This is a genomic window from Arthrobacter sp. P1_B9, from assembly GCF_056406495.1.
Genome location: NZ_JBFUAA010000008.1, coordinates 43,639 through 70,056 on the forward strand (window position 1 = coordinate 43,639; position 26,418 = coordinate 70,056).

27 protein-coding genes and 1 riboswitch are annotated in these 26,418 nt (G+C 67.2%); of the genes, 18 read left to right on the plus strand and 9 right to left on the minus strand.

The annotated features are described in order from the left end of the window. Nucleotides 1-17: 17 nt before the first annotated feature. From kce to AC1D1A_RS12615, 5 genes are all read left to right on the plus strand, one after another. Entirely contained in the window at nt 18-950 is a 933-nt protein-coding gene (kce, locus tag AC1D1A_RS12595; protein WP_028275471.1) for a 3,5-dioxohexanoate:acetyl-CoA acetone transferase, read from the plus strand. 4 nt (nt 951-954) lie between these two features. Then, complete coding sequence (locus AC1D1A_RS12600; RefSeq protein WP_476947850.1) at nt 955-1,971, plus strand: glycerate kinase; 1,017 nt, start codon at nt 955-957, stop codon at nt 1,969-1,971. A 716-nt stretch (nt 1,972-2,687) separates the two neighbouring features. Continuing rightward, nucleotides 2,688-3,179, plus strand: coding sequence for a carboxymuconolactone decarboxylase family protein (locus AC1D1A_RS12605; protein ID WP_476860200.1), 492 nt, complete (start codon nt 2,688-2,690; stop codon nt 3,177-3,179). Between the two features lie 172 nt (nt 3,180-3,351). Beyond that, on the plus strand, nt 3,352-4,689 hold the full coding sequence (locus tag AC1D1A_RS12610) for an FAD-binding oxidoreductase (protein ID WP_476947851.1): 1,338 nt from the start codon (nt 3,352-3,354) through the stop codon (nt 4,687-4,689). Nucleotides 4,690-4,773: 84 nt separating this feature from the next. After that, on the plus strand, nt 4,774-5,643 hold the full coding sequence (locus tag AC1D1A_RS12615; RefSeq protein WP_476947852.1) for a DUF4031 domain-containing protein: 870 nt from the start codon (nt 4,774-4,776) through the stop codon (nt 5,641-5,643). Nucleotides 5,644-5,677: 34 nt separating this feature from the next. Here AC1D1A_RS12615 and AC1D1A_RS12620 read toward each other — a convergent pair whose 3' ends face one another. The 3 genes from AC1D1A_RS12620 to AC1D1A_RS12630 all read right to left on the minus strand — a co-directional run bounded on the left by AC1D1A_RS12620 (nt 5,678) and on the right by AC1D1A_RS12630 (nt 7,329). Further along, nucleotides 5,678-6,151, minus strand: coding sequence for an SRPBCC family protein (locus AC1D1A_RS12620; RefSeq protein ID WP_476947853.1), 474 nt, complete (start codon nt 6,149-6,151; stop codon nt 5,678-5,680). Nucleotides 6,152-6,221: 70 nt separating this feature from the next. Next, nucleotides 6,222-6,635, minus strand: a complete 414-nt coding sequence (locus tag AC1D1A_RS12625) for a YccF domain-containing protein (protein WP_028275466.1) — start codon at nt 6,633-6,635, stop codon at nt 6,222-6,224. A gap of 142 nt (nt 6,636-6,777) precedes the next feature. Then, a complete protein-coding gene (locus tag AC1D1A_RS12630) occupies nt 6,778-7,329 on the minus strand; it encodes a YceI family protein (RefSeq protein WP_028275465.1) in 552 nt (183 codons plus the stop codon). 396 nt (nt 7,330-7,725) lie between these two features. Here AC1D1A_RS12630 and AC1D1A_RS12635 point away from each other — a divergent pair, with 396 nt between their 5' ends. After that, nucleotides 7,726-8,775, plus strand: coding sequence for a metallophosphoesterase (locus tag AC1D1A_RS12635; protein WP_476947854.1), 1,050 nt, complete (start codon nt 7,726-7,728; stop codon nt 8,773-8,775). A gap of 77 nt (nt 8,776-8,852) precedes the next feature. On the opposite strand, the gene AC1D1A_RS12640 is transcribed toward AC1D1A_RS12635, so the two are convergent. Continuing rightward, the gene (locus tag AC1D1A_RS12640; RefSeq protein ID WP_476887131.1) at nt 8,853-9,863 is read right to left on the minus strand and encodes a glycoside hydrolase family 16 protein; all 1,011 of its coding nucleotides are present in this window, start codon (nt 9,861-9,863) and stop codon (nt 8,853-8,855) included. A 301-nt stretch (nt 9,864-10,164) separates the two neighbouring features. On the opposite strand from AC1D1A_RS12640, the gene AC1D1A_RS12645 reads away from it, so the two are divergent. The 8 genes from AC1D1A_RS12645 to AC1D1A_RS12680 all read left to right on the plus strand — a co-directional run bounded on the left by AC1D1A_RS12645 (nt 10,165) and on the right by AC1D1A_RS12680 (nt 18,553). Next, on the plus strand, nt 10,165-11,016 hold the full coding sequence (locus AC1D1A_RS12645; protein WP_243180637.1) for a glycosyltransferase family 2 protein: 852 nt from the start codon (nt 10,165-10,167) through the stop codon (nt 11,014-11,016). Between the two features lies 1 nt (nt 11,017). After that, entirely contained in the window at nt 11,018-12,016 is a 999-nt protein-coding gene (locus tag AC1D1A_RS12650) for a glycosyltransferase family 2 protein (protein WP_476860206.1), read from the plus strand. A 93-nt stretch (nt 12,017-12,109) separates the two neighbouring features. Continuing rightward, nucleotides 12,110-13,210 (plus strand): hypothetical protein, encoded by a 1,101-nt coding sequence (locus AC1D1A_RS12655; protein WP_476860207.1) that lies wholly within the window; start codon nt 12,110-12,112, stop codon nt 13,208-13,210. 11 nt (nt 13,211-13,221) lie between these two features. Beyond that, nucleotides 13,222-15,315 carry a glycosyltransferase gene (locus tag AC1D1A_RS12660; protein ID WP_476856991.1) on the plus strand — a complete coding sequence of 698 codons (2,094 nt, stop codon included), beginning with the start codon at nt 13,222-13,224 and terminating at the stop codon, nt 15,313-15,315. Nucleotides 15,316-15,323: 8 nt separating this feature from the next. After that, nucleotides 15,324-17,207, plus strand: a complete 1,884-nt coding sequence (locus AC1D1A_RS12665; protein WP_476856992.1) for a hypothetical protein — start codon at nt 15,324-15,326, stop codon at nt 17,205-17,207. Next, nucleotides 17,197-17,574 (plus strand): hypothetical protein, encoded by a 378-nt coding sequence (locus AC1D1A_RS12670; protein WP_476887127.1) that lies wholly within the window; start codon nt 17,197-17,199, stop codon nt 17,572-17,574. Before AC1D1A_RS12665 ends, AC1D1A_RS12670 begins: the two co-directional genes overlap by 11 nt. Continuing rightward, nucleotides 17,571-17,750, plus strand: a complete 180-nt coding sequence (locus AC1D1A_RS12675; RefSeq protein WP_026538140.1) for a hypothetical protein — start codon at nt 17,571-17,573, stop codon at nt 17,748-17,750. Before AC1D1A_RS12670 ends, AC1D1A_RS12675 begins: the two co-directional genes overlap by 4 nt. Nucleotides 17,751-17,848: 98 nt before the next feature. After that, nucleotides 17,849-18,553: a hypothetical protein gene (locus tag AC1D1A_RS12680; RefSeq protein WP_476873667.1), complete on the plus strand. Its 705-nt coding sequence runs from the start codon at nt 17,849-17,851 to the stop codon at nt 18,551-18,553. Between the two features lie 30 nt (nt 18,554-18,583). Here the strand turns inward: AC1D1A_RS12680 and AC1D1A_RS12685 are convergent, their stop codons facing one another. After that, nucleotides 18,584-19,186 carry a phosphoribosylanthranilate isomerase gene (locus tag AC1D1A_RS12685; RefSeq protein WP_223917151.1) on the minus strand — a complete coding sequence of 201 codons (603 nt, stop codon included), beginning with the start codon at nt 19,184-19,186 and terminating at the stop codon, nt 18,584-18,586. 146 nt (nt 19,187-19,332) lie between these two features. On the opposite strand from AC1D1A_RS12685, the gene AC1D1A_RS12690 reads away from it, so the two are divergent. Then, nucleotides 19,333-19,986, plus strand: coding sequence for a HutD/Ves family protein (locus tag AC1D1A_RS12690; RefSeq protein WP_476947855.1), 654 nt, complete (start codon nt 19,333-19,335; stop codon nt 19,984-19,986). A gap of 10 nt (nt 19,987-19,996) precedes the next feature. Here AC1D1A_RS12690 and AC1D1A_RS12695 read toward each other — a convergent pair whose 3' ends face one another. The 4 genes from AC1D1A_RS12695 to AC1D1A_RS12710 all read right to left on the minus strand — a co-directional run bounded on the left by AC1D1A_RS12695 (nt 19,997) and on the right by AC1D1A_RS12710 (nt 24,173). After that, a complete protein-coding gene (locus tag AC1D1A_RS12695; RefSeq protein WP_476849794.1) occupies nt 19,997-20,809 on the minus strand; it encodes an ABC transporter permease in 813 nt (270 codons plus the stop codon). Nucleotides 20,810-20,822: 13 nt separating this feature from the next. After that, a complete protein-coding gene (locus AC1D1A_RS12700; RefSeq protein ID WP_223917155.1) occupies nt 20,823-21,752 on the minus strand; it encodes an ABC transporter permease in 930 nt (309 codons plus the stop codon). A 68-nt stretch (nt 21,753-21,820) separates the two neighbouring features. Then, nucleotides 21,821-23,008, minus strand: a complete 1,188-nt coding sequence (locus AC1D1A_RS12705; protein WP_230009677.1) for an ABC transporter substrate-binding protein — start codon at nt 23,006-23,008, stop codon at nt 21,821-21,823. Between the two features lie 88 nt (nt 23,009-23,096). Next, nucleotides 23,097-24,173: an ABC transporter ATP-binding protein gene (locus tag AC1D1A_RS12710; RefSeq protein WP_476947856.1), complete on the minus strand. Its 1,077-nt coding sequence runs from the start codon at nt 24,171-24,173 to the stop codon at nt 23,097-23,099. 237 nt (nt 24,174-24,410) lie between these two features. Between AC1D1A_RS12710 and AC1D1A_RS12715 the strand changes: the two genes are divergently transcribed. From AC1D1A_RS12715 to AC1D1A_RS12725, 3 genes are all read left to right on the plus strand, one after another. Further along, on the plus strand, nt 24,411-25,151 hold the full coding sequence (locus AC1D1A_RS12715; protein ID WP_230009582.1) for a FadR/GntR family transcriptional regulator: 741 nt from the start codon (nt 24,411-24,413) through the stop codon (nt 25,149-25,151). A gap of 79 nt (nt 25,152-25,230) precedes the next feature. Further along, nucleotides 25,231-25,992 carry a cache domain-containing protein gene (locus tag AC1D1A_RS12720; RefSeq protein WP_476860209.1) on the plus strand — a complete coding sequence of 254 codons (762 nt, stop codon included), beginning with the start codon at nt 25,231-25,233 and terminating at the stop codon, nt 25,990-25,992. A gap of 22 nt (nt 25,993-26,014) precedes the next feature. Continuing rightward, nucleotides 26,015-26,081: riboswitch (guanidine-III (ykkC-III) riboswitch) on the plus strand. A 9-nt stretch (nt 26,082-26,090) separates the two neighbouring features. After that, the gene (locus tag AC1D1A_RS12725) at nt 26,091-26,414 is read left to right on the plus strand and encodes a DMT family transporter (protein ID WP_476860210.1); all 324 of its coding nucleotides are present in this window, start codon (nt 26,091-26,093) and stop codon (nt 26,412-26,414) included. Nucleotides 26,415-26,418: the final 4 nt, after the last annotated feature.

The window sequence follows — 26,418 nt, forward strand, 5'->3', positions numbered from 1 at the left end:
ACCAAGGAGACATTCCCATGGCTGCTGCCCGCAAGGTCATCATCACCAGCGCCGTCACCGGCGCCATCCACACCCCGTCCATGTCCCCGCACCTGCCCGTCTCCCCCGACGAGATCGCCGACGCCGCGATCGGCGCCGCCGAGGCAGGCGCCGCTATTGTGCACATGCACGCCCGCGACCCCAGGGACGGCCGCCCCTCCCAGGACCCCGAGCACTTCGCCCCGATCCTGGACAAGCTCAAGCGCAACACCGACGCCGTCATCAACATCACCACGGGCGGCTCGCCGCACATGAGCGTCGAGGAGCGGATGCAGCCGGCGGCGCTGTTCAAGCCGGAGCTTGCCTCACTCAACATGGGCTCGATGAACTTCGGGCTGTACCCGATGCTGGACCGCTTCACCGAGTTCGGCCACGACTGGGAGCGCGAGGGGCTCGAAAAGAGCCGCGACCTCGTCTTCAAGAACACCTTCCAGGACATCGAGACCATCCTGGGCATCGGCAACCAGAACGGCACCCGCTTCGAGTTCGAGTGCTACGACATCTCGCACCTGAACAACCTCGCGCACTTCCACGGCCGCGGGCTGGCCAGGGGACCGCTGTTCGTCCAGTCGGTCTTCGGCCTGCTCGGCGGCATCGGCGCGCACCCCGAGGACCTCATGCACATGCGCCGCACGGCGGACCGCCTGCTCGGCGAGGACTACGAGTGGTCCATCCTGGGCGCCGGCAGGAACCAGATGCCGCTCGCCACGATCGGCGCCGCCATGGGCTCCCACGTCCGGGTGGGCCTGGAGGATTCCCTGTGGATCGGTCCCGGCCAGCTCGCCGCGTCCAACGCCGAACAGGTCACCCGGATCCGCACCATCCTGGAAGCCCTCAACTTTGAGGTCGCCACCCCCGACGAGGCGCGGCAGATGCTGCAGCTCAAGGGCCGGGAAAACGTAGGGTTCTGAGCCGATGAGCATCCTGGTGGCCCCGGACAGTTTCAAGGGCACCTTCACCGCTTCCGAGGTGGCCGGGCACATCGCGGCCGGCATCCGCACGGCCGGCGCGGCGGCCCGCGAGCTGCCCGTGGCCGACGGCGGCGAGGGCACCACCGAGGCCCTCGCCCGCGGTCTGGACGCCCGGCCCGTCTTTGTCACCACGGTCGGGCCGTGGGGCGAACCCGTCGAGGCGGCGGTCGGGCTCACCGCCGGCGGGACCGCCGTCGTCGAACTGGCCGTCGCGAGCGGCCTCAACCTGCCGTCCGCCGGCGGCCGGGACCCGCTGACGGCGAGCACGTACGGCACCGGCGTCCTGATCGCGGAGGCCGCCCGGCACGGCGCACGCCGCATCGTGGTGGCGGCAGGGGGCTCGGCCACCACCGACGGCGGGGCCGGCGCCATCGCCGCGATCGAGGAACGCGGCGGGCTCCGCGGTGCCGAGCTGGTGATCCTGAGTGATGTCACGACGCGTTTTTCCGACGCCGCACGCGTGTTCGGGCCGCAGAAGGGAGCCGGGCCGGCCGCGGTTGAGCTGCTGACACACAGACTCGAACTGCTCGCGGCGGAGTTCGCCCGGGACTACGGCCGCGATCCCCGTCTGGTGGCCCGGACCGGCGCGGCGGGTGGCTTCTCCGGCGGAATGTGGGCCCGTTACGGCGCCCGCCTGGTGTCAGGGGCGGACTATGTCCTGGATCTGCTGGGCTTCGACGCGCAACTGGCCGCCAGCAGCGCGGTGGTGGTCGGCGAGGGCCGGCTGGATTCCCAGACCGGCCAGGGGAAGATCATCGGTGCCATCCTGGCCCGTGCCGGCACCACGCCGGTGTACGCGGTGGTGGGATCGGTGGATCCGGACCTTGGCGACTACGCAGACAGCTTTGCCCGCATCATCGTGGCCGGAGATCCGGCAGCCATGCAGGCGGCGGGGGCGGAACTGGCCCGCGCGGCTTCGGCGGCTTCCCCTGCTGCTGGCGCTGCTCCTGCTCACCTGTGAGTCCGCGGGACATGTCCTCCTTGGCCCGCGCCAGTGGACATACTCCCTTTGTGCCCATCCCCGGACCTGAAGACTGGACATGTCCTCCGCTGCCCGGCGTGACCAAGGGACATGCCCTCCCCCGCTCCGCAAAATTGCCCAAAAAATGGACATGCCCATCGCTGCCACGTGTGACCACCGGACGTGCCCTCCGCCGCCCTGTGCCATTGGACATGCGCCCTTTGTGCCCATCCCCGGACCTGAAGAGTGGACATGTGCCCCGCTGCCGGACGTGGCCACTGGACATGTCCTCCCGCGGCCGCACGATTGGCTGAAAACTGGACATGTCCCCCAGCGGGAACTGACGAAAATCAACTCGTGAAGCCCGGCCTGGCGGAGCTCGGCGGCGCGAAGCCTGGACCGGCCCGGAAGGCGCCGCTAGGAAGGCGCGACTCGGAAGGAGCGGCTCAGAAGGAGTCGCCGGGTTAATGTGGCCCGGTTAATGCGGCCCGGCTCGTGAAGCCCGGCCTAGCGGAGCTCGGCGGTGCGAAGTCTGGCCCGGCTCGAAAGTAGCTGCCCGGGGAGGCCCGGCTCAGAAGGAGCGGTCCGGCGGCCGGGTCCCCCAAGGAGCCGGCCGCCGAACCAAACACTCCCACCCCCAAAGCTTGTCACAGGTTTGACAAAATTGTCACACGCCGCTCCGGGCCGTGCCGAGGCCCGTCGGTATTGTGGAATCCATGAATGACACGACGGCACCGCAGGATCCCGGGCACCGGAGCATATTCCTTGACAAGGCGCACCCCGCTGCCTGGCGCGCACTCAACGGGCTGGGCCTGAAAGCCAAGGAAGCCGCCACCGAGGCCGGGCTGGACGACACACTCATTGAGTTGCTCAATGTCCGCATTTCGCAGATCAACGGCTGCGCCTTTTGCCTGGACATGCACGTGGGCGATGCCGTCAAGAACGGCGAGTCGGCCCAGCGCCTGGCCGTTCTCCCCGCATGGCGCGACACCTCTCTGTTCTCCGAAAAGGAACGCGCAGCCCTGACGCTGGCCGAGGCCATCACCACCATCTCTGACGCCCATACCCGCGACCACGAAGGCGCACAGGCCAGGCGGCACCTGACTGCCGAAGAATTTTCCGCCGTCAGCTGGCTGGCGATTACGATGAACGCGTTCAACCGGGTTTCCATCGTCAGCCAGCACCCGGTCCGCGACGCCCGCGGCTAACCCACCGTCCACTCCCGCCAGCCGCCCGCACCAGGACACCCGGCGGACAGCCGCCCGCGCCAGAACACCTGGCGGTGCGCGGCTGGCTAAGCAATGAGCCGTAGCCACAACTGGCGTGCAGTCGTAAGCTCGAAAAGTGGGGCGGAGCCGCGGTCACCGAGGGAGCACTGCCATGAGGTGGGTCAGGCCGGGTCACCCGGAGTACGACGAAACACGAAGACTCTTCAACGCGATGATCGACCGCCATCCGGCCGTCATTGCCCCGTGCGCCGACCCGGTAGGGGTGGCCGAGGCGTTGGCGTACGCGCGGACACACGGCTTCGAAGTCGCCGTCCGGGCCGGCGGCCATTCCGTAGCCGGCATGTCCATGAACGACGGCGGCCTCGTGATCGACGTTCGTCCGATGAAGTCCGTCCGGGTGGACCCGGAGGCCCGCACTGCCACGGTGGGCGCAGGCCTCACCTGCGGCGAGTTTGACCGCGCCACCCAGGAATACGGCCTCGCCATCACAGGCGGGCGGGTCTCCACGACCGGGCTCGCGGGTTTCACGCTCGGGGGCGGGTCCGGCTGGCTCGAGCGCGCCTTCGGCTTCGCCTGCGACGACCTCGTCTCCGTGGATCTGGTCACGGCCACCGGCGAGCAGGTGAGGGCCAGCGCCCAGGAGAATCCCGAACTCTTCTGGGCCCTGCACGGCGGCGGCGGGAACTTCGGCGTCGCCACCTCGTTTACGTTCGGCCTGCATCAGCTGGGGCCACGCGTGCATGCCGGGGTGCTGATGTGGCCGGGGGACGCAGCCCCGGAACTCAGCCGCGGATACCGGGACCTGGCCTCCGCGGCTCCCAACGAAGAGTCCGCCACCCTCATCTACGGGACTGCACCGGCGGAACCCTTCGTGCCCGCGGCCATGGTGGGCAAGATGGCGGTGTACGTCGTGTATGTCTTCGCCGGGGATGCCGAGGAAGGCAAAGAACATGCCAGGGCATACCGGGAACTGGACCCTGTTGTGGACCTGGTGGAAGACACCGGCTACGCAGACTTCCAGTGCTCCCTGGACGACCCGCCGGGCAAGTACAACTACTGGAGTGCCGACTACCACGACGAACTCTCCGACGACGCCCTGGACGTCATCATCGACTCGGCCCGGAACCTCCCGGGACCAAGCTCCCAGCAATTGATCGCCCATTGGGGCGGGGCGGTGAGCGGGCCGGCCGCCGCGGCCACCCCGCTGCTGAACCGGACCGCCAACTGGGTGAGCCACCCGTTCGGCCTGGGTGACACCCCGCAGGGCGGGCAGGACGCGAAGGCATGGGTCAAACGCTTCCGCCAGGACATCTCCCCCTACGCGACCGGGGGCGTCTGGCTGAACTTCATTGGCGACGAAGGCCAGGCCCGGATCCGCGCGGCCTACGGCGAAGAAAACTACAACCGGCTGGCGGAAGTGAAACGCGAGTTTGATCCCGGGAACGTGTTCCGCGGGAACCAGAACATCCGACCCGCCGTCGCGGCATGACCCCGACGGCGGCGCCCGCCGGTGCCCGCACCGGTGCCCGCAGGCCGGGCCGCGCGTGTCCGGGGTCGGGGCTAGACTGCCACCATGGCCGTCTACGTCGATCCGCCGCTCTGGCCTGCCCACGGAACCCACTTTTCCCATCTGGTCTCGGACACGTCGCTCGCGGAACTGCACGCCTTCGCCGCAGCCGCCGGCATCCCCGGGCGAGCGTTCGACGGCGACCACTACGACGTCGCCGAGGCCCGGTACGAGGCCCTGGTGGCGGCCGGCGCCATTCCTGTGGAGGGCCGGGTCCTCGTCCGAAAGTTGATCGCCAGCGGGTTGCGGATCCCGGCCCGACGGCGCGGCAAGGCCCTCCGGGTCCCGCTCCTGAACCGCTGGAACGAGGCGTTGCCGGGCCACGACGCCCTCTTCCTGGACCTGCTGGACCGCTGGGGCGAGGAACACCGGAAGTACCACGGCCGCACCCATCTGCTGGCGGTGCTGGAAGCCCTGGACCTGCTGTGCGATCCGGCCGATCCGCCCCGCACCGTGCTGCTGGCCGCCTGGTTCCACGACGCCGTCTACCGCGGCGTGGCAGGCCAGGACGAGGAAGAGTCGGCACGGCTGGCCGACGACCGGCTCCGGCATGCCGGTCTACCGGCCGCCGAGGTGGACGAAGTGGTGCGCCTGGTGCTGCTGACGGCCGACCACTGTCCGGAGCCCGGAGACCACGACGGCGCCCTGCTCAGCGACGCCGACCTCTCCGTCCTCGGCGGGGAACCGGAGGCCTACGCCCGCTACCTCGCCGCCGTCAGGGAAGATTTCGCCCACATCGGCGACGCCGACTTCGCCGCCGGCCGCGCCGCCGTCGTCCGCCAGCTGCTGCAGCTCGATCCGCTCTTCCACACCGACCGTGGCCGGACACTGTGGCTGGACGCGGCCCGCCGGAACCTGCAGGGCGAACTCGCGTGAGCCGTGTGCCGGCCTCCCACCGGCGGCCGGCGGCTCAGGCAGCCACGCTGAGGTGATTCGCCAGCCGGTCGAACGACTCGCGCCACCCTTCGCCATGGCGGTCGCGGCTTTCCGCGGAGTCGAACGGCCCCTGGGTGAAGGTCATCTGCGTGCCGCCGTCGATCTCCTCCAACCGGATGGTCACCTCGGTCTCGAAGCCGCGGGTTCCGTCCGGCTTGTCCCAGGCATGGGTGAACACGAACAGGTGCGGCGGCTCGACATCGGTATGCACCCCGCTCCACCAGAATTGCTGCCCGGTACTGTCCTGGATCATGCAGGCGCGGTACAGGCCGCCGATTTCGAGGTCCGCGTCGACGCTCTCACGCGGGACGTGGAAGCCGCGCGGACCCCACCACTGCGGAGCCTGGTCCGGGTCCGTCAAAGCCGACCACACACCCTGGATCGGCGCCCTGAACTCGCGGACAATGACCAGCATGAGGTCCGTGTCGCCATTTGCCGTTTGGCTCATGGTCCTCTCCCTCGGATTGCTTGAACTGACAGGCGAAGTGCCCCCGGCCTGCTGGCTGCGCTGCCGCCGCCTAGCGCCGGCCGGGGCTGTAGGCGGTCACATACGGGGTGTTGCTCGGGATGATTTGTTTGCCGAGCGGCATCAGCGAGATGGGTATGAGCTTGAGATTGGCGATCGCCAGCGGAATGCCGATAATCGTGATGGCCATGGCGAAGGCCGTAACGACGTGCGCGATCGCGATCCAGATCCCGGCCACAAGCAGCCAAATGACATTTCCCACCAGGGTGAATATGCCGTTGCCGCCGGGCTTGTCCACCACCATGCGGCCGAACGGCCACAAGGCATAGGATGCGATGCGGAACGAGGCCAGGCCCCACGGAATGGTGACGACCAGCAGGCAGCAGACGACGCCGGCCAGGAAATATCCCAGGGCAAGCCACAGGCCGCCGAAGAGCAGCCAGATGATGTTCAGGAGTGTCTTCATGGATTAATTCTCGCCCGTAGGAGTGACATTCGGATCAGTGGTTTACCCGGAAAGATCCCTGACTTTCGAGCCCAACCCCGGACAGGTTTCCACGAGCCCGGTCCACGGGTGCCCGTCCGGGTTGGGCCCGCCTCGTCGGTGCCTAGGTATCGGCCTGTTTGACCATGGCGGCCTCAACGTTGATCTTGACCTTGTCGCTGACCAGCAGGCCGCCCGCTTCAAGGGCGGCGTTCCACGTCAGGCCGAATTCCTTCCGGCTGATGTCCGCCTCGGCACTGAATCCGGCCCGGGTGGCGCCGAAGGGGTCCACCGCCACACCGGTGTACTCGACTTCGAGCTCCACCGGCTTGGTGACTCCACGGATTGTGAGCTCGCCGGTCAGCACATAGTCTTCCCCCTCGCCCCGGATCCCGGTGGCCCGAAAAGTCATGTCGGGGAACTGCTCAACGTCGAAGAAGTCCGGGCCGCGGACGTGGCCGTCGCGGTTGGCGTCGCCCGAATCGAAGCTGGCGGTCTTGACCGTGGCGTGCAGGCTTGCGTCCGCCAGCGACTCGCGCACCCTTGCCTCGGCGGAGGCCTCGTTGAACCGGCCGCGGACCTTGCTGATGCCCGCGTGGCGGACGCTGAAACCGATTTCGCTGTGGGACATGTCCAATGTCCACACTCCGGGGGTCAAACCTTCGGGCAGAGTCACAACGGTCTCCTTCGAGCGGTGGCGGGCCTGTCCCGCCGGGGCGGTCGGGGTATTCCCCACTCTGCATGCTAACGAGGAAGCCCGTCCCGGGCTAGGTCCCACCGGCCCTGACGCGGGACACGCGGCACGCGACACGCCAGCGGCCACCCCGGCGGCGGCGTCGCGCGTCGGCGGCGGGATTTCCGACGGCGGGTCCAGCGATCCGGGGCCGGACGCCTTCTCTGGCCTTCGCTCCACGGCCGGGTTACTCTGGCCTATAAATGCCGGCCAATCACCGAATTTCGCAGAACTATTTACACAGTCCTGATCAACCAAATGATGTGAGGAATCGTGGCCAGGTCCCTGGGGAAACATGGCAAGGCGGGTATCGGCGCTTGCTTGCTGAGCCTGGGTCTGTTGCTTTCCGCCTGCCAGCCCGGGCCGCCGGAACCCGCACCGCGCCCGAGCCCCGGCACGCCGTCGTCCCCCGCGCCGTCGCCCCCATCGCCGTCCACCGCACCGCCGTCGTCGTCTGCCGCGCCGTCGGCCGGCGCGCCCGTGCATTTCACCGCCCAGGGTGACATCGGCATAGGCTCGGGCGCCAAGAAAGTGCTCGACGCCGTTGCCGGCCTCAAGCCCCACCTGAACCTGGCTCTGGGCGACTTCGCATACAAGGCCGGGCTCGAACAGGAGTTCTGCGACATGGTCACCGCCCGTCTCGGCGAGAACTTCCCGTACCAGTTGGTGACCGGAAACCACGAGAGTGACGGCCGGGATGGCGACATCGAGAAGTATGTCCAGTGCCTGCCCAACAGGATGCCCGGCCTCCAGGGCGAATACGGCGTCCAATGGCGCCTCGATGTCCCCGAGCAGAATCCGGTTGTCCGCTTCATCATGGTTTCCCCCGGCATCGATTTCCGGGGCGGGGAGCCGCTGGACTACTCAAGGGACAGCGAACGCTGGCGCTGGACCGCGGACGCCATCGACGAGGCCAAATCGCAGAACATCCCCTGGACGGTGGTGGGCATGCATACCCCGTGCCTGAGCGTCGGCAACTACGACTGCCAGGCGGGGCAGGACTTTACGAACATGCTGATCGAAAAGCAGGTGGACCTGGTCCTGTCCGGCCACGACCACGTCTATCAGCGGACGCATCAACTGGCCACGGGCGGAGGCTGCGCGGAACTCGTTCCCGCGACCTTCGCCTCCGCATGCCTGGCCGATACCGATGACGCCATGGCCCAGGGCTCGGGGACCGTGTTCGCCACCGTCGGCGTTGGCGGCGTCGGACTCTACAACGTCCGATCCGAGGACCCGGAGATGCGCTACTTCGCCAGCACATCCGGAAAGAACCAGGACCCGGCCTTTGGGACCCTGGACGTCATGGCGACGGCGGATGAACTTGCCGCCCGGTTCATTCCCGCCGACGGCTACAGCTTCTCGGATTCCTTCACCCTCCGCCGGTAATCTGCTGCGGCATTAGGGCTCAGGTGTGCGGCGGCGGGTGGGCCGCCGGTAAGCCGTCGGACGCGCCCCGAGAGGGCTCAGGCCGGCACCCAGATGCTGACCCAGTCCAGGTAGACGTGGCCCTGGGTTTCCGGAGCCGGACACAGAGGCAGGCACGATTCGGTCTGCAGGATGAAATGCATGGGCGTCGAGGGCACGTCCGTTGTGCTCGCGCCGATGGATCGTCCGTCAATGAAGAACTCAACGCGACCGGGGGTCCACTCTGTCGTGGCAACATGCCAGTCTGTGGAAACTTTATTGGAAAAGAACTGTTCAAAGCGCTTTGGATCCAAGGACATGAAATGGGCAGCTGCCGTCAGGATTGCTCCGAGGTCGCCTTCTGGGAAATCTATCTCCCCGTCCCGCGGCCAGATGCCACTATCCGGCCACAGGAGCCACGCCGTCTTGAAGCCAGGCATGGCATCCCCCCTGTACCGGACTGAGTAGCGGCCGTACAGCATGCTGTTGGCCCTCGGGGGATTTTTGCTGGCATTCGGAAATTTGGGCGTGGGCGCGGCACCCATGAAGACACCGTTTTCCGAATGCATGAACCAGTCCAGAACGCCGTTTTTGACGCTCAGGACTTTCGAGGGATAGTAGCCCGATTTTCCGCCGCTGACCTGTCCGTCCGTATCCGGTGTTCCGTCTTTGTATCCGGCACTCCACCGGTCCCGGTAAAGCGGCCCGGGAAAGGAGCCCAGGGGGACGTCACCGCCGGAGAAGTCCTCCACAAAGACGTTCCTCCATCCGGGCAGATCCCCCGACATGGCCGTGTCAGTGGTCCGGTCCGGAGGCGGTGCCGATGTCCGGGCAGGCCGGGACGCCGGCGCGCCCCCAGTCGCAGGGGCGGCAGTGGCGGTGCCACCTGCCGGCGGCTCGGTCGGCGCCACCGACTGGAGCCCGGGCTGTGCCCCTCCTGTTCCGGCGTCGGTCGGCGGAGCCGCCGGCGACGCCGAAATGGACGTGAACAGCGGCCGCTCGCCCTGTGGAGCGGCATCCGTGCCGCACGCCGCCAGGGCCATGACCAGGACCATGGCGGGAACCGCCATGGTCCTGAAGGTCAGGAGACGCCGGCGTCCTGCCGGCACGCGCCCCCAATGAACGGGTGTCCGCATCGAGCCAGTGTCGCATGGAGGCAACCGCCCATCAACAGTTGTGCCTCAAATTTGGTTGAAAGTTCCAGTTAATCCAAGGTTAATGCAAGGTGGCGAAACCAAACTTTAACCCTGGGGTATATCACTAAGTTGTCGACAACCGAACAGCGTAAGCATTGGGTCTATTTTCCGGTCGGAGGAGTCGGAAAGCGCTGTAGTTGCGACGAGCAGAATACGTCATTGAGTGGTGAGGCCAGTGTCCATCCCGAATCTCAAGCCGAACGTGCGCCCCCAAACGACGCCCCCGCCGGCAAATCCCTCGGTCAGCGTGGTGATCCCCACTTTGAACGAGGCAATGAACCTGCCGTGGGTGCTGCGGCGTATGCCCTCCTATGTGGATGAGGTGGTAATTGTTGACGGCCGTTCCCTGGACGGCACAGTGGAGGTGGCCCGGGCCTTGCGCCTGGACGTCGTGGTGGTGGCAGAGCCCCGCCCTGGCAAAGGAAACGCCGTGCGGGCCGGATTCGCCGCAGCCTCCGGCGACATCATCGTCATGCTCGACGGGGACGGCAGTATGGACCCCCAGGAGATCGGCTGGCTGGTGACTCCGCTCCAGCACGAATACGACTTCGTCAAAGGCTCCCGCTATGTGACGGGCGGCGGCTCAGACGATCTCACATGGCTGCGTAGCGGCGGAAACAAGATGCTCACCCGGCTCGCCAACACTGTCCTCCACAGCGACTACTCGGACCTTTGCTACGGCTACATCGCCCTGCGCCGCGAATGCGTTGACATTCTGGAGCTGGAGTCGGACGGGTTCGAGATCGAAACTGAACTGATTGTGCGGGCCTCAAGGGCGGGCCTGCGCATTGCCGAGGTGCCCAGCCACGAACTGTCCCGCATCTCGGGGCAGTCAAACCTGCATACCTTCCGGGACGGCTGGCGGGTCCTCCGCACCCTGGCCCGCGAGCGCGTGAGCTGGGAAGCCCCGACCGCCGGCGCCCGCCCCGAGGCCCTGCGTCGGGTCAAGTACAAGTACCCCAACGAGGTCTTCCCGCACGTTCCCACCGATCCCAGCAGCGTCCTGGGCGTACGGGCAGGCGAATAGGATGTCCGAGAACTCCAGCCTTCCGGAAGTATCCGTGGTCATTTGCTCCTACTCGGAGGACCGGTGGGACCAGCTGATCGGCGCCCTGGACTCCGTCCGCACCCAGACCTTCCCACCCAAGCAGACGATCGTCGTCGTGGACTACAACGTGGACTTGTACAAGCGCCTGATCTTTACCGTCCCGGATGCCGTAATTATCGAGAACGCCGGACCCAAGGGTCTCTCGGGCGCCCGCAACACCGGAGCAGGCATCGCTAAGGCCGAGATCGTGGCCTTCCTCGATGACGACGCCGAAGCCGAGCCGGACTGGCTCGAACGGCTCGCGGCGATGTACGACGATCCCGACGTTCTGGCGGTCGGCGGCCGGGTGGAACCGCTCTGGGAAGCCGGACGGCCGGGCTACTTCGCCAACGAGCTCGACTGGATTGTCGGCTGCACTTACCGGGGAATGCCCAAAGTCGCCGCCGAGGTCCGCAACGTCATTGGCGCGAACATGTCCTTCCGCGCCAGCGTCCTGGAACGGGTCGGCGGTTTCAACACAACCCTGGGCCGTCAGGACGCCGTCCCGCTGGGCTGCGAAGAGACCGAACTGTGCATCCGCGCGGTGATCGGAGCTCCCGGATCCCGGGTGGTCTATGAGCCCGCGGCCCTGGTGCACCACCACGTTCCGGCCGAGCGCGGCACCTTGCGCTACATGCTGGCCCGTTCCTGGGGCGAAGGGATTTCCAAGGCGCAGGTCAGCAGGGTGGTCGGCCACAAACGGGCACTTGGTCCCGAACGGCGCTATGTCCGGCAGGTCCTGCCTCGTGCAGTATTCGCCGGAATCCGCGGCTGGCTCGGCGGCGGGGACCGTGCCGGGCTCGGCCGGGCAGCGGCCATCATCGCCGTGCTCGCGGCCACCGCGACCGGCTATGTGCGCGGCCGCCGGCTGCCTGCGGCGCCGTCGCCGGTCAAAGCGGCTGTTGTGACGCCGGAAGAGCCGTGGCGGGAAGTCAAATGAACCGCGCTGCGCCCTTCCCCGTAGACCGCCGGGTGCAGGCCCTGCACCCGGAACCACCTGACCGCAGGAACCCGACCCCAGAAAGCTTGGATCATGAGCCAACCTGAGCGCGACGTGAAACAGCCCATTGGCGCCTCTGCCGGAGCCTCCTTCGATGTCCACGGGATCGTGGGCATCGACGTGGAGGCGGGCACACCAGGGGAACCGCAACTGCGGGATATGCTCGCCCCGTTCCTGGGGAATTCCACCGCGCCGCGGCGGATCACCATCGGCGCCAGGATATCGCCGGTTTCCAGCCAGTCGCACGCGGAGGATGCCTACCGGTTCACCGGGGAGTCCCTCTATATTCCGGCGGACCGCGTCCAGATCATCGAAACAAAGGACGGGTACCGGATCGAAGGCGCCGGTGAGCTCCTGACCTCTGTGATTCCGCTGCTGGACCGGCTGTGTGTCCAGGAGGAGACGGCCATGATCCATGCTGCCGTGGTGGACTTCCGCGGCTCCGGGGTTCTCCTGCCGGCCTGGGGAGGTGTTGGAAAGACCAGTACGGTGGCGAAGCTGGTGGCCATGCCCGACGTGCGGTTCATGGCCGACGACTGGGCCTTCATGGGCGCCGGCGGAATGCTCATGGGCTACGCCAAACCGATGTTCATCAAACCCCACCACCGCGCCATCTACCCGGACATGTTCCGGGGAACCCGCAAGCCCCTGGCCCCCGGATGGCTGACGACTCCTGTCGCCCATCTGGCCACGGCGGTCCATCCGGTCATTGTCCGCTATCCGAAAACAGCCGCATTCACCCGGCGCTGGTCCCCCGAACACCGCATGGTGCAGCCGGAGCATGTTTTCGGGGCGCAACGGATCTCGTCCGCGGCGCCGGCACAGCTGGCCATCTTCCTCGAGCGCTTCGACGGCGCGGACGCGCGGCTGGAAGCACGCAGCGCCGAGTGGATGACCTCCCGGGTCGTCGGCAACTTCCATTCGGAACTGCCCATGGTCTCGCGGCGCCTTGTCGAGGCCCTCGGCGCCACCAGCCTGGTCCCGCTGGAGGAGCATTTTGGCCAGAAGGCGGCCGTGGTGCGCCGGGCCCTGGAGGACGTTCCCTGCTGGCTGCTCCGGCTTCCCGCCGCTTGGTCAGCGGACCAGGCCTCTGACTTCATCGCGAATCTGGTTCGTTCAAAACTGGATGAGTGAGGCGAGGCCACGTGAGCGATCTGAAGGTGTCGGTTGTTGTTCCGGCGCGCAATGCCGCAGCCTGGCTGGGCGAGTGCCTGGAGTCGATCCGCAGCCAACACCCGTACGAAATGATCGTGGTCGATGGCTGCTCGACGGATGACACTGTCGAAATCGCCCGCGACTGCGGGGCGACTGTCATCTCCGATGAAGGACGCGGCCTGCCTGCCGCACGGATGCTCGGCGCCCGCAGTGCCACCGGCGACGTTGTCGCCCTGATCGACGCCGACGTCGTCCTTCCGCCGAAGAGCCTGTCCCGGCTGCTGACCGAATTCGAGGCCGGCGGCTACGACGGCCTGCAATTCGGGCTGGCCAGCGAAGCCGACGGCCCCGGCTATTGGGGGGCTGCGCTGGCCTGGCACCACAACCACAGCCGGGTGCGCAAGTGGTTTGGCGTCAGCGCCACGCTGATGCGCCGCGACGTGCTGCTCGACGTCGGGTTCGACGACGACTTCCGCTCCGGGGAGGATGTGGAGCTGAGAATCCGGCTGGAGCAGGCCGGGTTCAAGCTCGGCGTCTCCGACTCCGTGGTGGTCAGGCACCGGTTTGACGACACGTTCGACTACGCCCGCGACCAATGGCTCCAGGACGGGGCCGGGATGGCCCGGACCGTCCGCAAGCACACGGGCCGCGCCGGCTGGCTCGTGATGCTGCCACTGCTGGCCACCGTGCGGGGGGTCGGCATGTCCCTGGTCCGGGCACCCCGCTTCCTGCCGTACTGGATGGGCTTCCTGCTCTACAACTACCGCGCCATGGCCGGCGAGCTCCTGCGGCCGGCCCACAAACCGATCTCGGTCGGCGGGAACGCGGCCTGGCTGGCCGCCGCGAGGATTGCCCCCATGGTGACGGGCTTCCTGTTCTGGGCACTCGCGGCCCTCGTGCTCCCGCCGGAGCAAATAGGCCTGGGGTCCGCGGTGGTCGCAGCCGCGCTCCTGACCGTGCAGCTGGGGATGCTCGGCGTCGGGCCTGCCACGCTGACGCTGCTGCCCGCGGAAACTGACGGCGGCCGGCGCCTCATCGCCACCGGCCTGCTTACCGTGGCAACCTGCTCCCTGCTGGGCGCTGGCCTGCTGGTTGCCGTCACCTCGTGGCTCGGCACAGGCGTGGGCGAGGCCTGGGCCGACCCCCTGGTCACCATTCTTTTCCTGGCCACGGCACTGCTCGCCGCCACCGCCTACCAGCTGGACCACGTGGGCGTAGCCCAGGAACGGGCCGACCGCACGCTGGTCAGAAGCCTCGCACAGTCCCTCGTCCAGCTCCTCTTCCTGGCCGCCGCGCTGGCCGCCGGGCTCCGTGACCTGGCGGTGATTGTGGGCGCCGTCGCCGCCGGCGCCCTGGCCAGTGTCCTCGTAGGGCTGCGCCAGCTCGCCCGTGCCCACGTGTCCCCGGACTGGAAGCACGGCTTCCGGCCTCGGCCGGCCCTCAATCTCCTGAAGCCGGGGCTTCCCAACCACGCCCTCACGCTCGCCGACCGCGCGCCCGGCTACCTGCTCCCGCTCATCGTTGCAGCTACCCTGGGCCCGGCGTCGACTGCCGCCTGGTATGTGGTCTGGATGATGGCCTCGGCAGTGTTCTTCGTGCCGCAGTCCGCCGGGTTTACCCTGCAAACGGCCCTCGCGGGTTCACGGGCGCGGCCGGGCCTCCTCGCCTCAGCGTTACGGGCCAGCTTTATGCTGACTCTCGTGGCCGGGCTGATACTGCTGCTGGCCGGCCCCCTGCTTCTGGGCTTCCTCGGACCGGATTACGCGTCCGCGTGGGTCCTCATTCCTGTACTCGTCCCGGCACTCCTCCTGAGTTGCGTGACCCAGGTCTACTACGGGCTGTGCCGGGCCCAAGGGCGGCTTTTCGAATCCACGATAGTCGCCACTCTGGCCGCCATCCTGGTCGTGGCACCCGCCGCGGCAGTGGCGCAGCAATATGGCCTCACCGGGGTCTCAGTCCTATGGGCCGTTGCCCAAGCGGCTGCTTGCCTGATGGCCACCTGGCGCCTGATCACCCTGACCCGGATGAAGCCCGCCTCCACCGCAGGCGAGATTCCTTCAGCGGCGCGCCACCAGCCGACCTGAATCGAGAAATGATGACACACGAAACGGCAACAAGCCTCCCTGTGGGCACCGCCCACCGGCATGAGGCGCATGCGCACGTCGGCGGTGCTAAGCCGCCCACCCACCGCAACCTCGGACTCACCCCGTCGTGGCACATCGGTGCCCTGGCCGCGGCAGCCGCGGCCGCGCTCGCCCTCGGCGTGTGGAGCATGAACCAGGTCAATCCTTTTCAGATCGGCGGGGCCGGGCTGATTGATGCCCTCCCGCCGGCCTATTTCGTTGCGCTCGCGCTCAGCCTCGCCGGATTTGTGGCGTCGCTGAGCCTCCGACGTCTGGTTCCGGCGCTTCTGACCTGGCAGCTCCTGGTCACAGTGGTTCTCCTCGACGGTGCTGACCCCATCATTCATGGCCTGCCCCGGCTCGAGGCCAGCTTCCGGCATCTGGGCATTGCGGACACCATTAGCCAAACGGGCCAGCTGGATCCGACCCTGGACGCCTACTTCAACTGGCCAGGATTCTTCAACGTGCTGGGAATGCTCTCCGGGGCGACGGGCGCCAAGGATCTTTTCGGGATCGCAACGTGGGCGCCGGTGGGCATCAACATCCTCCTGCTCGCACCACTGCTGGCCCTGGCCCGGCGGTTGACGGCAAATCCGCGCCAGGCCTGGGCGGCTGTCTGGATCTTTTACGTGGCCAGCTGGATTGGACAGGACTACCTGTCACCACAGGCCTATTCGTTCCTCCTCCTGCTCACACTGATTGCCTGCCTGCTCAGCGTCTTCGGCGGTTGGGCCTGGCCCACGGAGCGCACCCGCTTCTCCCGGTGGCTTGCCCGCAGTGTCAGCAAACTGGACAGCTCGGTCCCGCGGTATGGCGCCGCGGAACCTCACCGGGCGGACACGGCGATTCTCGTGGTGGTCTGCGCACTGATCCTGCTTGCCATGACGGCTTCACACCAGCTCAGCCCCTTCGCCGCGATCCCCATCCTGGCCGCGCTCCTGCTGACCGGACGTCTCCGGCTGCGCTTCTTGCCGGTCCTGGCCGTGGTCCTGCCCGTCGGCTGGCTGCTCTTTGCGGCTTCCACATTCGTGGAGGGGCATTTCGGCCAGCTGCTCGGCTCGCTCGGTGACATCGGTGCGAACAGCCTCGGCGCGCTGAGCAGCAGGGTCTCAGGCAGCGACGCCCACATGTTCGTGGTCTACACGCGCATGGCCGAGGTTGCGCTGGTCTGGGTGCTCGCCGTTGCCGGCGCCATAGTGGGCTACCGGCGGAAGGCACCGTGGCTGGCGGCCGCGGCCGCGGCGCTGGCGCCGCTGGTCCTCATTCCCCTCCAGCCCTATGGCGGTGAACTGCTTCTGCGCCTGTATCTCTTCAGCCTTCCGTTCGCCGTCTGCCTGGCGGTGCTGCCACTGATGTCAGACAGTGCCGCGGGGCTGAGCCTGCGCCGGGCCCTTGCGCTGCTGCTGATGGGCGCGGTGCTCGCTACAGCCACTGTCGTCTCCCGTTACGGAAATGACGGCATGGAAAGCTTCAACGACGACGAAATCGCCTTAGTGAACCACCTCTATGCGACAGCGCCCACCGGTTCCGTCCTCATTGAGGCAGTTCGCAACACCCCGTGGAGATACCAGCACTACGCGGACTACGACTACCGGGCGCTCGTTGCTGCCGAGCCCATTCCCAACGCCGCGCCGCTCAGTTGTGACGCGGCCAACCAGATCGCCCACAAAGCGGGCGCGTACCTCATCGTTACCGAAAGCCAGCAGGAGGCAGCCGAACTTCGCGGTTCGACTCCCACCGGCGACCTTCAACGTTTTACCGCCACATGCGCCACGAGTCCGGGCTGGACAAAGGTTTTTGAAAACGCAGGCGGCGTGATTTTTCACATCGAAGGAGTTAGCAATGGCAACTGAACGCAGCTACGTGAGCTATGCGACGGCAGCCGTCGCCGTAGCAGCCATACCGCTCTCGTTTGTCGGCCCCGAGGGCCTGCGCCTGGCGGTGATAGGCCTGCTGATGCTGGCCGGGCCTGGAACGGCGCTGGTGCTGCTCCTCCGCTTCGACCCCCCGCGCTCAGCCCAGGCAACTGGTGCGCTTCCCCTCAGCATCGCCATCGCAATCGCCTTCAGCCTCGCGATGTCCACCCTCGTGGCGACGGCGATGATCTACGCACGTCTCTGGTCACCGCCGGCGGCCGTATGCCTCCTGTCGGCCCTGACCCTAGTATTCCTGGGTCTTGAGCTCAAGCGGCCAAAGCGTGCCCTGGTGCGTGCGAAATGATCATCTTCCTGACAGGACTGGCCACCATGACGGCCCTCGTGAGCTGCGATGTGCTTCGCGTGTTGCAGCCGGACAAGGCACTCCCGCGCGCCGTGGTGATCACCACGGCAGCCCTGCTGGCCATAGTCGGCGTCGCGGTGGTCATGCAATTGGTGCATCTGGCGCAGCTGGCATGACAGAAACCGTCCGCCCGGTGCCGCGGCACCGGGCGGACACCAACAAGTCGAACCAATCACGGAAAGTATTTTCAATGAGAAAACTTAGAACACTCAGCATGGTTGGGACGCTCGGAATGCTCGTAGCCGGTTCCCTTGTCTTCGGTTCCGCCCAGGCTGCCACCGCCGCAACCTGCAGCCCGGCACCGACAAATTCCTATCCGGGCACCGTTGTGCTCGCCACCAGTTTTGAGGCGGGCGGCTTTTGCGGCCTCGTCCCCAAAGTGTCCGGCACCGGCACCGCAACGATGTCCACTTCGCGGCCCCACACCGGGACGCATGCGACCAAGCTGCACGTGACCACCGATTCCGGCTCGCTCGCAAACCTCTCCTCGCCTTCGTTTTCCTCGGGGACCAAGACCTCGTACGCAGACGGCTGGTTCAATATCACTGTTGCCGGCGTTTCCGGCAATGACGTCCCGTACTTCCGTTTCTTCTCCGGCTCCACCCGAGTCGCGGACATCTACCGCTACAACAGCAACGGGCAGCTGTGGCTCCGGGTCACGTCACCGAGTGGCAGCTTTGTCTACACGAAGCTGATCTCCAGCAGCATCTCTCTGAGCGCCTGGCACCATGTGTCCATGCGGGTGACCGCCAACGGCAATTCGTCAACAATCCAGGTATGGTTCGACGGCGTGCAGCGCTACAGCAGCTCGAGCGTCCAAATGCTCGGGAGCAGCCTAAGCAAAGTACAGCTCGGGGCCGAGCACAACCGGCAAAAGGGCGACGAATACATCGATGACGTCGTCATCAAACGCTCCTAGCCCCTCAGATGGTCCGCGGGCGGCCCAGCCTCATTCAGGCGCCTTGGCCGCCCGCACGAAATCCCCGATCTTGGCCAAGTCCTTGATGCCGCGCGCCGACTCGACGCCGGAGGACACATCGACACCCCACGCCCCGGCCTCCGCCGCTGCCCGGGCCACGTTGGCGGGATCGAGACCGCCGGCGAGCAGCCACTTGCGTCCGGTCAGGGCCTTGGCCCGGACCGAGCCGTAGTCCCAGGCCTCGCCTGAGCCTGGCACGGCGGCGTCGATCAGGAGCAAATCCTCGCCCCAGTCGCTGAAGGCCTCCGGCGCGGCGGCCATGGTGACGGCCCTGATCAGTTTCATCCCGGCGTCGTGCACTGTCCGGACGTCGGCGGGTGAGCGGTCCCCGTGGAGCTGGACCCAGACCAGGCCCGCCTCACGGGCGACGGCGACGGCGTCGGCGGCCGGTTCGTGCCGGAACACCCCCACCGCGGGCACCCCGTCCGGGACGTGGGCGAGGAGGTTCCTGACCTGTTCCGGCGTGACCTCCCGGGGGCTGCGGGTCAGGACGAAGCCGACGGCGTCCGCGCCGGCGCCTGCCGCGACGCGGACCGCATCCGGGGTGCTCAGGCCGCACACTTTGACAAACATTCGGGCTCCTTCTGGGCGCTTCCTGCCTCCGACGTTAGCAAGGCCGGGCCCCGGCCGCCGACTTTGCGTCGGCACGGGCGTGCGCAGTCCCCGCCGGCGCGTCGGCGCGAGCGCCGTCCCCGGAAACGGGCCGATAGGCTGAGGCCATGGAGATCATCCGCTATGCCGAGCTCAAAGCCCACCCCTGGCGCAACGGCGGCGGGGTGACGCGCGAAGTGGCGCGCCATCCAAGGACCCCGTCCCTGCGGAACGCCCCGCAAGATACAGGGCAGGACAGCGCCTGGGACTGGCGCGTCAGCATTGCCGAAGTCTCCAAGGCGGGCCCCTTCTCCGCCTACGCCGGGATGGACCGTGTACTGACAGTGATTGACGGCGACTTGCTGCTGCTGAGCGTGGACGGGGCCGAACATCCGCTGGAGAAGTACCGGCCGTTCCGGTTCTCCGGCGACGCGGACTCGGCGGGGGCACTGCCCACCGGCGACATCCGGGATCTGAACGTCATCACCCGCAACGGCGCCTTCAAGGGCTACACCTCAATCGTCGAGCTGTCCAAGAAGCGTGCCCATCCGGTGTTCGCAGGCCAACTCGGCATCCTCCTGCAGGGGCAGGGAACCGTCAGCCCCGGGACTGCAGGCGGCACTCCCACCGGTCCGGCCGCCGTCGCCGCCCCGGAGCCGGAGCGACTTGAGCTGAACCGTTACGACGCCATCGTCGGCGCCGATACCGCGACACCGGAAATCGTGGGCCGCGGATTCCTGGCTGTCATCTCGATCGACCCTGCGGAACCCGGCACCGTATAGCGCTGTCCGCCTACACCCGGGCGCCGCCGACACGCACCGAGTCCCCGGACAGCCGCTGCGCGAGCCAGATCGGGACGATCGAGACCACGATCAGCACGACCGCCACGACATTGACCACGGGCGCCTGGTTCGGACGGAAGAGGTTCTGCAGGATCCAGATCGGCAGCGTGGTCTCGCCGGCCCCGATCGTGAACGTGGTAACGATGATCTCGTCGAAGCTCAGCGCGAAGGCCAGCAGGCCGCCGGCCAGCAGGGCGGAGCGGAGCTGCGGGAAGGTCACCAAGCCAAATGTGGTGAAAACACCGGCGCCGAGGTCGGCGGAGGCTTCCTCGAGGCCGGCGCTGGTGCGGCGGAGCCGAGCAATGGCGTTATTGAACACCGTCACCATGCAGAACGTGGCGTGGGCGATCACCACCGTCCACAGGCTCAGCGGGACGCCCAGGATCGTGGTGAACATGTTGTTCAGCGCGATGCCCGTGACAACCCCGGGCAACGCGATGGGCAGGATGACCAGGAGGTTGATGACGTCACGGCCGAAGAACTCATAGCGCTGCAATGAGATCGCCAGCAGCGTCCCCAGCACCAGCGAAATGATGGTCGATACGACTGCCACCCACAGGGAGGACACGACGGCCTCCCTGACGCCGGGCGAGTCAAAGGCCTTGCCCCACCATTCCAGCGTGAAGCCCTTGGGCGGCCAGCCGAAAGTCCGGTCTGCGTTGAACGAGTTCACCACCACCAGCAGCAGCGGTGTGTAGATGAACAAAAACACCAGCGCCGTGACAATGCCCAGGACCACCTTGGCGCTACGGGAAAGTCTCATGATGCTCCTCGCACTACAGGCTGTTCAGGGCGCCGGTGCGGCGGACGACGAAAAGGTAGAACATGATGATGGCGATCGGCACCAGCGACACCGCGGCGGCGAACGGCAGATTGTTGGCCGCTCCGACGTTGGCGTAAATCACGGTGCCCAGCATCTGGGTGGTCCCGCCGACGATCTGCGCAGTGATGTAGTCGCCCAGCGACAGGGAGAACGTGAAGATCGTGCCCGCGATGATGGAGGGGACCAGCAGCGGAAGCATGACCAGGCGCATGGTGGTGAGCGGCTTCGCGCCCAGATCCCCGGAGGCCTCCAGCAGGGAGTCGGGCACCCGGTCAAAGCCCGCGTAGATCGGCAGGATCATGTACGGCAGCCAGATGTAGGACAGGGTCAGGATGACGGCGGTTTCGCCGTAGCCCGGCGAGGACAGGCCGATCGGGGTCCCCAGCCACTCCAGCAGCCCACCCTCGGACAGGACATTCCGCCAGGCGTAGGCCTTGACCAGGTAGCTTGCCCACAGCGGCATCAGCACGGCCACCACGAGCAGTTTCTCCCAGCGGGCGGGAGCGACCTTGGCGATGAAGAACGCGATGGGCAGTGCCAGGATCATGTCAATCACGGTGACCGCCACGGCGATCCACAATGTCCGCAGGGTGATCCGCTGATACACCGGATCGGTCAGGACCGTGACGATGTTTTCCGTGGTCCAGACCGTGGACACCTCCCCGGTGAAGGTATCCACGGTCCAGAACGCGGTGATGAGCAGTGCCGCCAAAGCGGCGATGTACACCAGAACCAGCCAGCCCGCCGGGGCGGTGAGCAGGGCCGCCAGCCTCAGCCGGGGCGAGCGGTGCAGCAACGCCGAAAAGGCGTTGGTTTTCGCCCGTGGCACGGCCCCGGCATCACCGGGCGCCCCGGGCGGCAGCTGTTGCGTATGAAGTGCCATCTCGCCTTAATCTCTGCCGGCCCCCGGGGCCGGCTCGTTCGTAAGGGTTTGGTGCGGCAGAGCCGGAATCAGCCCTTGATTTCCGTCCAGGCCTTGGTCCATTCCGAATAGTCGGTGCACTTGACGTCCTTGCGGCCATCGAGGCACTCGGCCACCGGTGTGGTCCAGAACCAGATCCTGTCGGCGTAGGCCGCATCACCTGAGTGGTACGTCTGGCAGTGGTTGGGATCCTTGGTCAGCTCGCAGGCTTTCGCGTTGGCCGGCGATTCGCCAAAGTACTCCGCCACCTGGGCGTTCGGCTTGGGGCTGGCGATGTAGTCGAGCCACTTGTAGGCGCAGTTCGGGTTCTTGGTCTTGGAGCCGATCATCCAGGTGTCCGACCAGCCGGTGGCGCCCTCGTCCGGGACGAGGGTTGCGACCTTGGCGCCGTCTGCCGTCGCGATGTTGGCCCCCACCTGCCAGGTGGTGCCGACCACGGTGCTCCCGGACGTGAAGGCCTGGACCTCCTTGACGACGTCGCTCCAGTACTCGCCGATGTGGGTGCGCTGCTGCTTGAGCAGGTCGACGGCCGCGGCCAGCTGGTCCTTGTCGAGGGCATAGGGGTTCTTGATGCCGAGGTCCGGCTTATGGGCCATGAGGTACATGGCGGCATCGGCGATGTAGATGGGCGAGTCGTAGGCCGTGACCTTGCCGGTGTTCTTGGCGGCGTCGTCAAACACAGCGCTCCAGGAGGCGGGGGCCGGGGCGACCTTGTCCGTGGAGTACATCAGCAGGTTGGCGCCCCAGCCGTGGGGCATTCCGTAGTTGACGCCGTTGACGGTGTTCCAGGCTTTGTCCTTCAGGAACGGGTAGATGTCCGGGTAGTTCTTCAGCAGGCTCATGTTGACCGGTTGCACGTCCTGGCCGGCGATCAGGCGCAGCGACGCATCCCCGGAGGCCGAGATAACGTCGTACTGTCCCGTGCGCATGAGCGTCACGGCCTCGTCCGAGGTGCCGAACGGCTTGAAGCTGACCTTGCACTGGGTTTCCTGTTCGAACGGATGCACCCAGTCGACGGCCGGGTCGTTGCTGCCATCCTCGACGTAGCCGGGCCATCCGAGGATGGACACCTGGCCTTCACCGGTGCCGATCTCGGTTTTGACCGGCTGCGCCGACTGTGCAGAACCCGATCCGCCGCTGGTTCCGCAGGCCGACAGCGCGAGGGCTGCGGCCGCAACCACCCCGACTACGAGGGAGGCCTTAGTTCTTGGTGCCATGATCCGTACCTTTCGCTGTGGAGAAAAACTCTGGACTGGAACGCTGCGCCGCGGCACGGACGGCAACCCCGCCCGGCATGGCCCGGCGTCAGGTAGTGCCGGGGACCGGAAGCCAAACGACGGCGTCGTCGTCCCAGCTGACTGTGACGGGCCCGTTTACCAGATCGGTGTCGCTGCCGGGCAGCTTTTCCGGAACGAGCGCGACGACGGCGGGTCCGCCGTCGAGCTGCACCCGCACCTGGGTAGCGTGCCCGACGTAAACGAACGACGTCACTGTCCCGGGCCGGGAGGTGGTGCCGGAACGGCGCTCCGGTTCGCCGGTCCAGGCGACGCGCAGCCGCTCGGGACGGATGCACAGCGGCTCCGGCCGGCCATAGATCGCCTGGGCCTGGCCGGCGTCGAAAATGTTGGAGGTGCCGACGAAGTTGGCCACGAAGATGCCGCCCGGGCGCTCGTAGATTTCGTGCGCGGTGCCGATCTGTTCGATGCCGCCGTTGTTGAACACGCCGATCCTGTCGCTCATGGTCAGGGCCTCCTCCTGGTCGTGGGTGACGAAGATGAAGGTGATACCCAGCGAGCGCTGCAGTTCCTTGAGTTCGACCTGCATCTGCTGCCGGAGCTTGAGGTCCAGGGCACCGAGCGGCTCGTCCAGGAGGAGGACCTTGGGCTCGACCACCAGCGCCCGGGCCAGGGCAACGCGCTGCCGCTGGCCGCCGGAGAGCTGGGCGGGTTTGCGGCCGAGGAACTTCCCGAGCTGGACGCGGTCCAAGGCTTCCCTGGCCCGCTCCCGCCGCTGTTTCCCGGGCATGCCGCGCACCCGCAGCCCATAGGCGACGTTGTCCACGAGGGACATGTGCGGGAACAGCGCGTAGTCCTGAAATACGGTGTTGACGTCCCGCTGGAAGGGCGCCATGGCCGTGACGTCCTTGCCCTCGAGTTCGATACTCCCGGACGTCGGCAGCTCGAAGCCGGCGATCAGGCGCAGGACCGTCGTCTTGCCGGAGCCGGACGGGCCAAGCATGGAGAAGAATTCCCCGTGGCGGATGTCCAGGTCCACGCCATTTACCGCGACGGTGTCCCCGAAGACCTTGGTGAGCTTACGCAGACGGATCGCCGGAACCTCTTCCTTTCCGGTCGAGGTGCCGGCGGCCAGTGTTTCGGTCATGGGGTGCGCCTTACTCCGTTGCCGGATCGTCCACAGGAACCACGCAACCGAATGTGATCCAGTCCACACTGGGCTGCTGGGCCAAATGCTATTACTCCATAGGTTTTGTGTATAGACCCTCCGGCAAAGCCCGGATTAGGATGTCATCAGCCCGGGCGACGCGCGGCGGCACCGCGGAAGCCGCAGGGATGCACGGCCGGTGCGGGGCGGATACCGCCGGAGGGAAGGGAGGCCCGAATGGTGTTGTCGCCCACGGGCGCCTCCCGGAGCCTGGCGGCGGTGTTCACGCCGATCAAATCACGCGGGCTTGTGGATGAAGTGTGCGGCCGGATCGAACAGGCCGTGGAGACCGGGCTGCTCACCAGCGGCCAGCGGCTGCCGAACGAAACCGAGCTGGCCGCGGCCCTCGGAGTGTCCGCGGTAACGGCACGGGAGGCCCTCTCCCAGCTGCGTGCCTCGGGAATCATCCGGACCGCGCGCGGCCGCAGCGGCGGAAGCTTCATCGCCGACGACGTGCTGCCCTCCCGGGAACGGGCCCTGGCGCAACTGCATGAGCTGAGCCGGCTGCAGATCAGGGACCTCGCGCTGCATTACCAGGCGATCGCCGCGGCCTGCGCGGGCGTGGCGGCCCGCCGCTCCGACGCCGCCGACATCGCCACGCTGCGCTCATTCATCCCCGCAGCGGACGATGACTCCCTGAGCTGGCGTCTGGCCCTCTCGGAGTTCCTGCTGGAAGTCGCGGCCATTGCCCGCTCGGCCCGGCTTGCCCGGGAGCTCATCCGGCTGCAGGCAGATCTCGGCACCCTCACGCTGCTGCCCTGCGCCGACACCGGCTACCGCGGACGCACCGCCGTGATCCTCGGGGACGTGGCGGCCGCCATCGAGACCCACGACCCCGGGGCCGCCGAAACGGGGGTCAAGGCCCTCATCTCCGCCACCACCGACTGGCTGCTGACCGAGCAGGCCAAGAGCTATTGACCGCACCCGCATCCCGGAGCCACGATCGTGGCCATCTTTGACCGCAAATGTCCGGCACCTTCGAGCTAAGGCAGCACCGATGTCCGAAACCACCTCCACCGCAGGCCCCACCGCAGCGTCCATGGCAGCGCCGGCCGAACCCGGCGCTGTTGAGAAGGCGGCCCAGCTGGCCGCAGCCGAACTCGACGCCACCATCGCCGGCATCGAGCACTGCCTGACGGAGTGGGCCGCTGACACCGGGGCCGCCCTGGCCGCCATGTCCGGCAAAGTCACCGGCACGGCCGTGGACAAGCTCATCCGTCCGGTGGTCGAGGAACTGGTGCAGCTGCCCGGCGGCTACGCGGCCGGAGCGGGGTTCATCGCCAACGCCGGGTTGCTCGGGCCCGGGCGCAGCTACATCGCCTGGTGGCAGGGCCCGGATCTGGAGCACGTCGACGCGCTGGCCAACTTCAGTCCCAACTCCATCAGCCGCTACGTCAAGGCCGAGTGGTTCCGGATCCCCGTGGAAACAGGACGGGCCCACGTCACCGGGCCCTACGTGGATTTCCTCTGCACCGACGAGTACGTCCTGACCTTCACGCACCCGGTGTTTACCCGCCCGGACGGCCCGGTCGCGGGAATCGTGGGCATCGACGTGACAGTTCAGCGCCTGGAACGCGGAGCCATGGCGGCGCTGCGGCGGATCGGCGGCCGGGCCACCCTGGCCAATGCCGACGGCCGGGCCATCGTGTCGGCGGCATACGATATCGACGCCGGCGACCTTACCGCGCCGAACGAGCCGTGCGCGCAGTACCCCGTGGGGCGCACGTTCACTCTTTGCAGCGACGCCGTCGGGCTCTGATGCCGATTTGCTAGACTTGGAGGCCAAGGCCCCTCTTCCAGGCCTCCGGACGACGGTTCAGTACCCGGCACGCGACAAGACTGGCCACAGGAGCTGTCATGTCGTGGCTAATACTCATTCTTTCCGGGGCGCTGGAGGCCGTTTGGGCCGCCGCCCTGCACCGGACCGCCCAGGCCAGGGGCCGCCGCCGGCTGGTCCCGGCCCTCGTTTTCCTCGTTTCCGTCCTCGCCAGCACCGGCGGGCTCGCCGTCGCCATGCAGTCCATCCCTACCGGAACGGCCTACGCCGTGTGGGTGGGGGTCGGCGTCGTCCTGACGTCCGGCTACGCGATGGCCGCCAAGGTTGAGCGCCCGACGGCGGCACGGATCCTGCTTCTTGGCGGGATTGCCGCGAGCGTCGCCGGCCTGAAGCTGGTGGCGTGACCAT

Coding starts and splice junctions, on each gene's coding strand:
- AC1D1A_RS12675 (WP_026538140.1), top strand. CDS start 17,571: ATGATCATCTTCCTGACAGGACTGGCCACCATGACGGCCCTCGTGAGC.
- AC1D1A_RS12670 (WP_476887127.1), top strand. CDS start 17,197: ATGGCAACTGAACGCAGCTACGTGAGCTATGCGACGGCAGCCGTCGCC.
- AC1D1A_RS12665 (WP_476856992.1), top strand. CDS start 15,324: ATGATGACACACGAAACGGCAACAAGCCTCCCTGTGGGCACCGCCCAC.
- AC1D1A_RS12625 (WP_028275466.1), bottom strand. CDS start 6,635: ATGAAGACACTCCTGAACATCATCTGGCTGCTCTTCGGCGGCCTGTGG.
- AC1D1A_RS12725 (WP_476860210.1), top strand. CDS start 26,091: ATGTCGTGGCTAATACTCATTCTTTCCGGGGCGCTGGAGGCCGTTTGG.
- AC1D1A_RS12600 (WP_476947850.1), top strand. CDS start 955: ATGAGCATCCTGGTGGCCCCGGACAGTTTCAAGGGCACCTTCACCGCT.
- AC1D1A_RS12615 (WP_476947852.1), top strand. CDS start 4,774: ATGGCCGTCTACGTCGATCCGCCGCTCTGGCCTGCCCACGGAACCCAC.
- AC1D1A_RS12680 (WP_476873667.1), top strand. CDS start 17,849: ATGGTTGGGACGCTCGGAATGCTCGTAGCCGGTTCCCTTGTCTTCGGT.
- AC1D1A_RS12605 (WP_476860200.1), top strand. CDS start 2,688: ATGAATGACACGACGGCACCGCAGGATCCCGGGCACCGGAGCATATTC.
- AC1D1A_RS12710 (WP_476947856.1), bottom strand. CDS start 24,173: ATGACCGAAACACTGGCCGCCGGCACCTCGACCGGAAAGGAAGAGGTT.
- AC1D1A_RS12620 (WP_476947853.1), bottom strand. CDS start 6,151: ATGAGCCAAACGGCAAATGGCGACACGGACCTCATGCTGGTCATTGTC.
- AC1D1A_RS12690 (WP_476947855.1), top strand. CDS start 19,333: ATGGAGATCATCCGCTATGCCGAGCTCAAAGCCCACCCCTGGCGCAAC.
- kce (WP_028275471.1), top strand. CDS start 18: ATGGCTGCTGCCCGCAAGGTCATCATCACCAGCGCCGTCACCGGCGCC.
- AC1D1A_RS12695 (WP_476849794.1), bottom strand. CDS start 20,809: ATGAGACTTTCCCGTAGCGCCAAGGTGGTCCTGGGCATTGTCACGGCG.
- AC1D1A_RS12720 (WP_476860209.1), top strand. CDS start 25,231: ATGTCCGAAACCACCTCCACCGCAGGCCCCACCGCAGCGTCCATGGCA.
- AC1D1A_RS12685 (WP_223917151.1), bottom strand. CDS start 19,186: ATGTTTGTCAAAGTGTGCGGCCTGAGCACCCCGGATGCGGTCCGCGTC.
- AC1D1A_RS12705 (WP_230009677.1), bottom strand. CDS start 23,008: ATGGCACCAAGAACTAAGGCCTCCCTCGTAGTCGGGGTGGTTGCGGCC.
- AC1D1A_RS12655 (WP_476860207.1), top strand. CDS start 12,110: ATGAGCCAACCTGAGCGCGACGTGAAACAGCCCATTGGCGCCTCTGCC.
- AC1D1A_RS12650 (WP_476860206.1), top strand. CDS start 11,018: ATGTCCGAGAACTCCAGCCTTCCGGAAGTATCCGTGGTCATTTGCTCC.
- AC1D1A_RS12610 (WP_476947851.1), top strand. CDS start 3,352: ATGAGGTGGGTCAGGCCGGGTCACCCGGAGTACGACGAAACACGAAGA.
- AC1D1A_RS12715 (WP_230009582.1), top strand. CDS start 24,411: ATGGTGTTGTCGCCCACGGGCGCCTCCCGGAGCCTGGCGGCGGTGTTC.
- AC1D1A_RS12700 (WP_223917155.1), bottom strand. CDS start 21,752: ATGGCACTTCATACGCAACAGCTGCCGCCCGGGGCGCCCGGTGATGCC.
- AC1D1A_RS12640 (WP_476887131.1), bottom strand. CDS start 9,863: ATGGCGGTTCCCGCCATGGTCCTGGTCATGGCCCTGGCGGCGTGCGGC.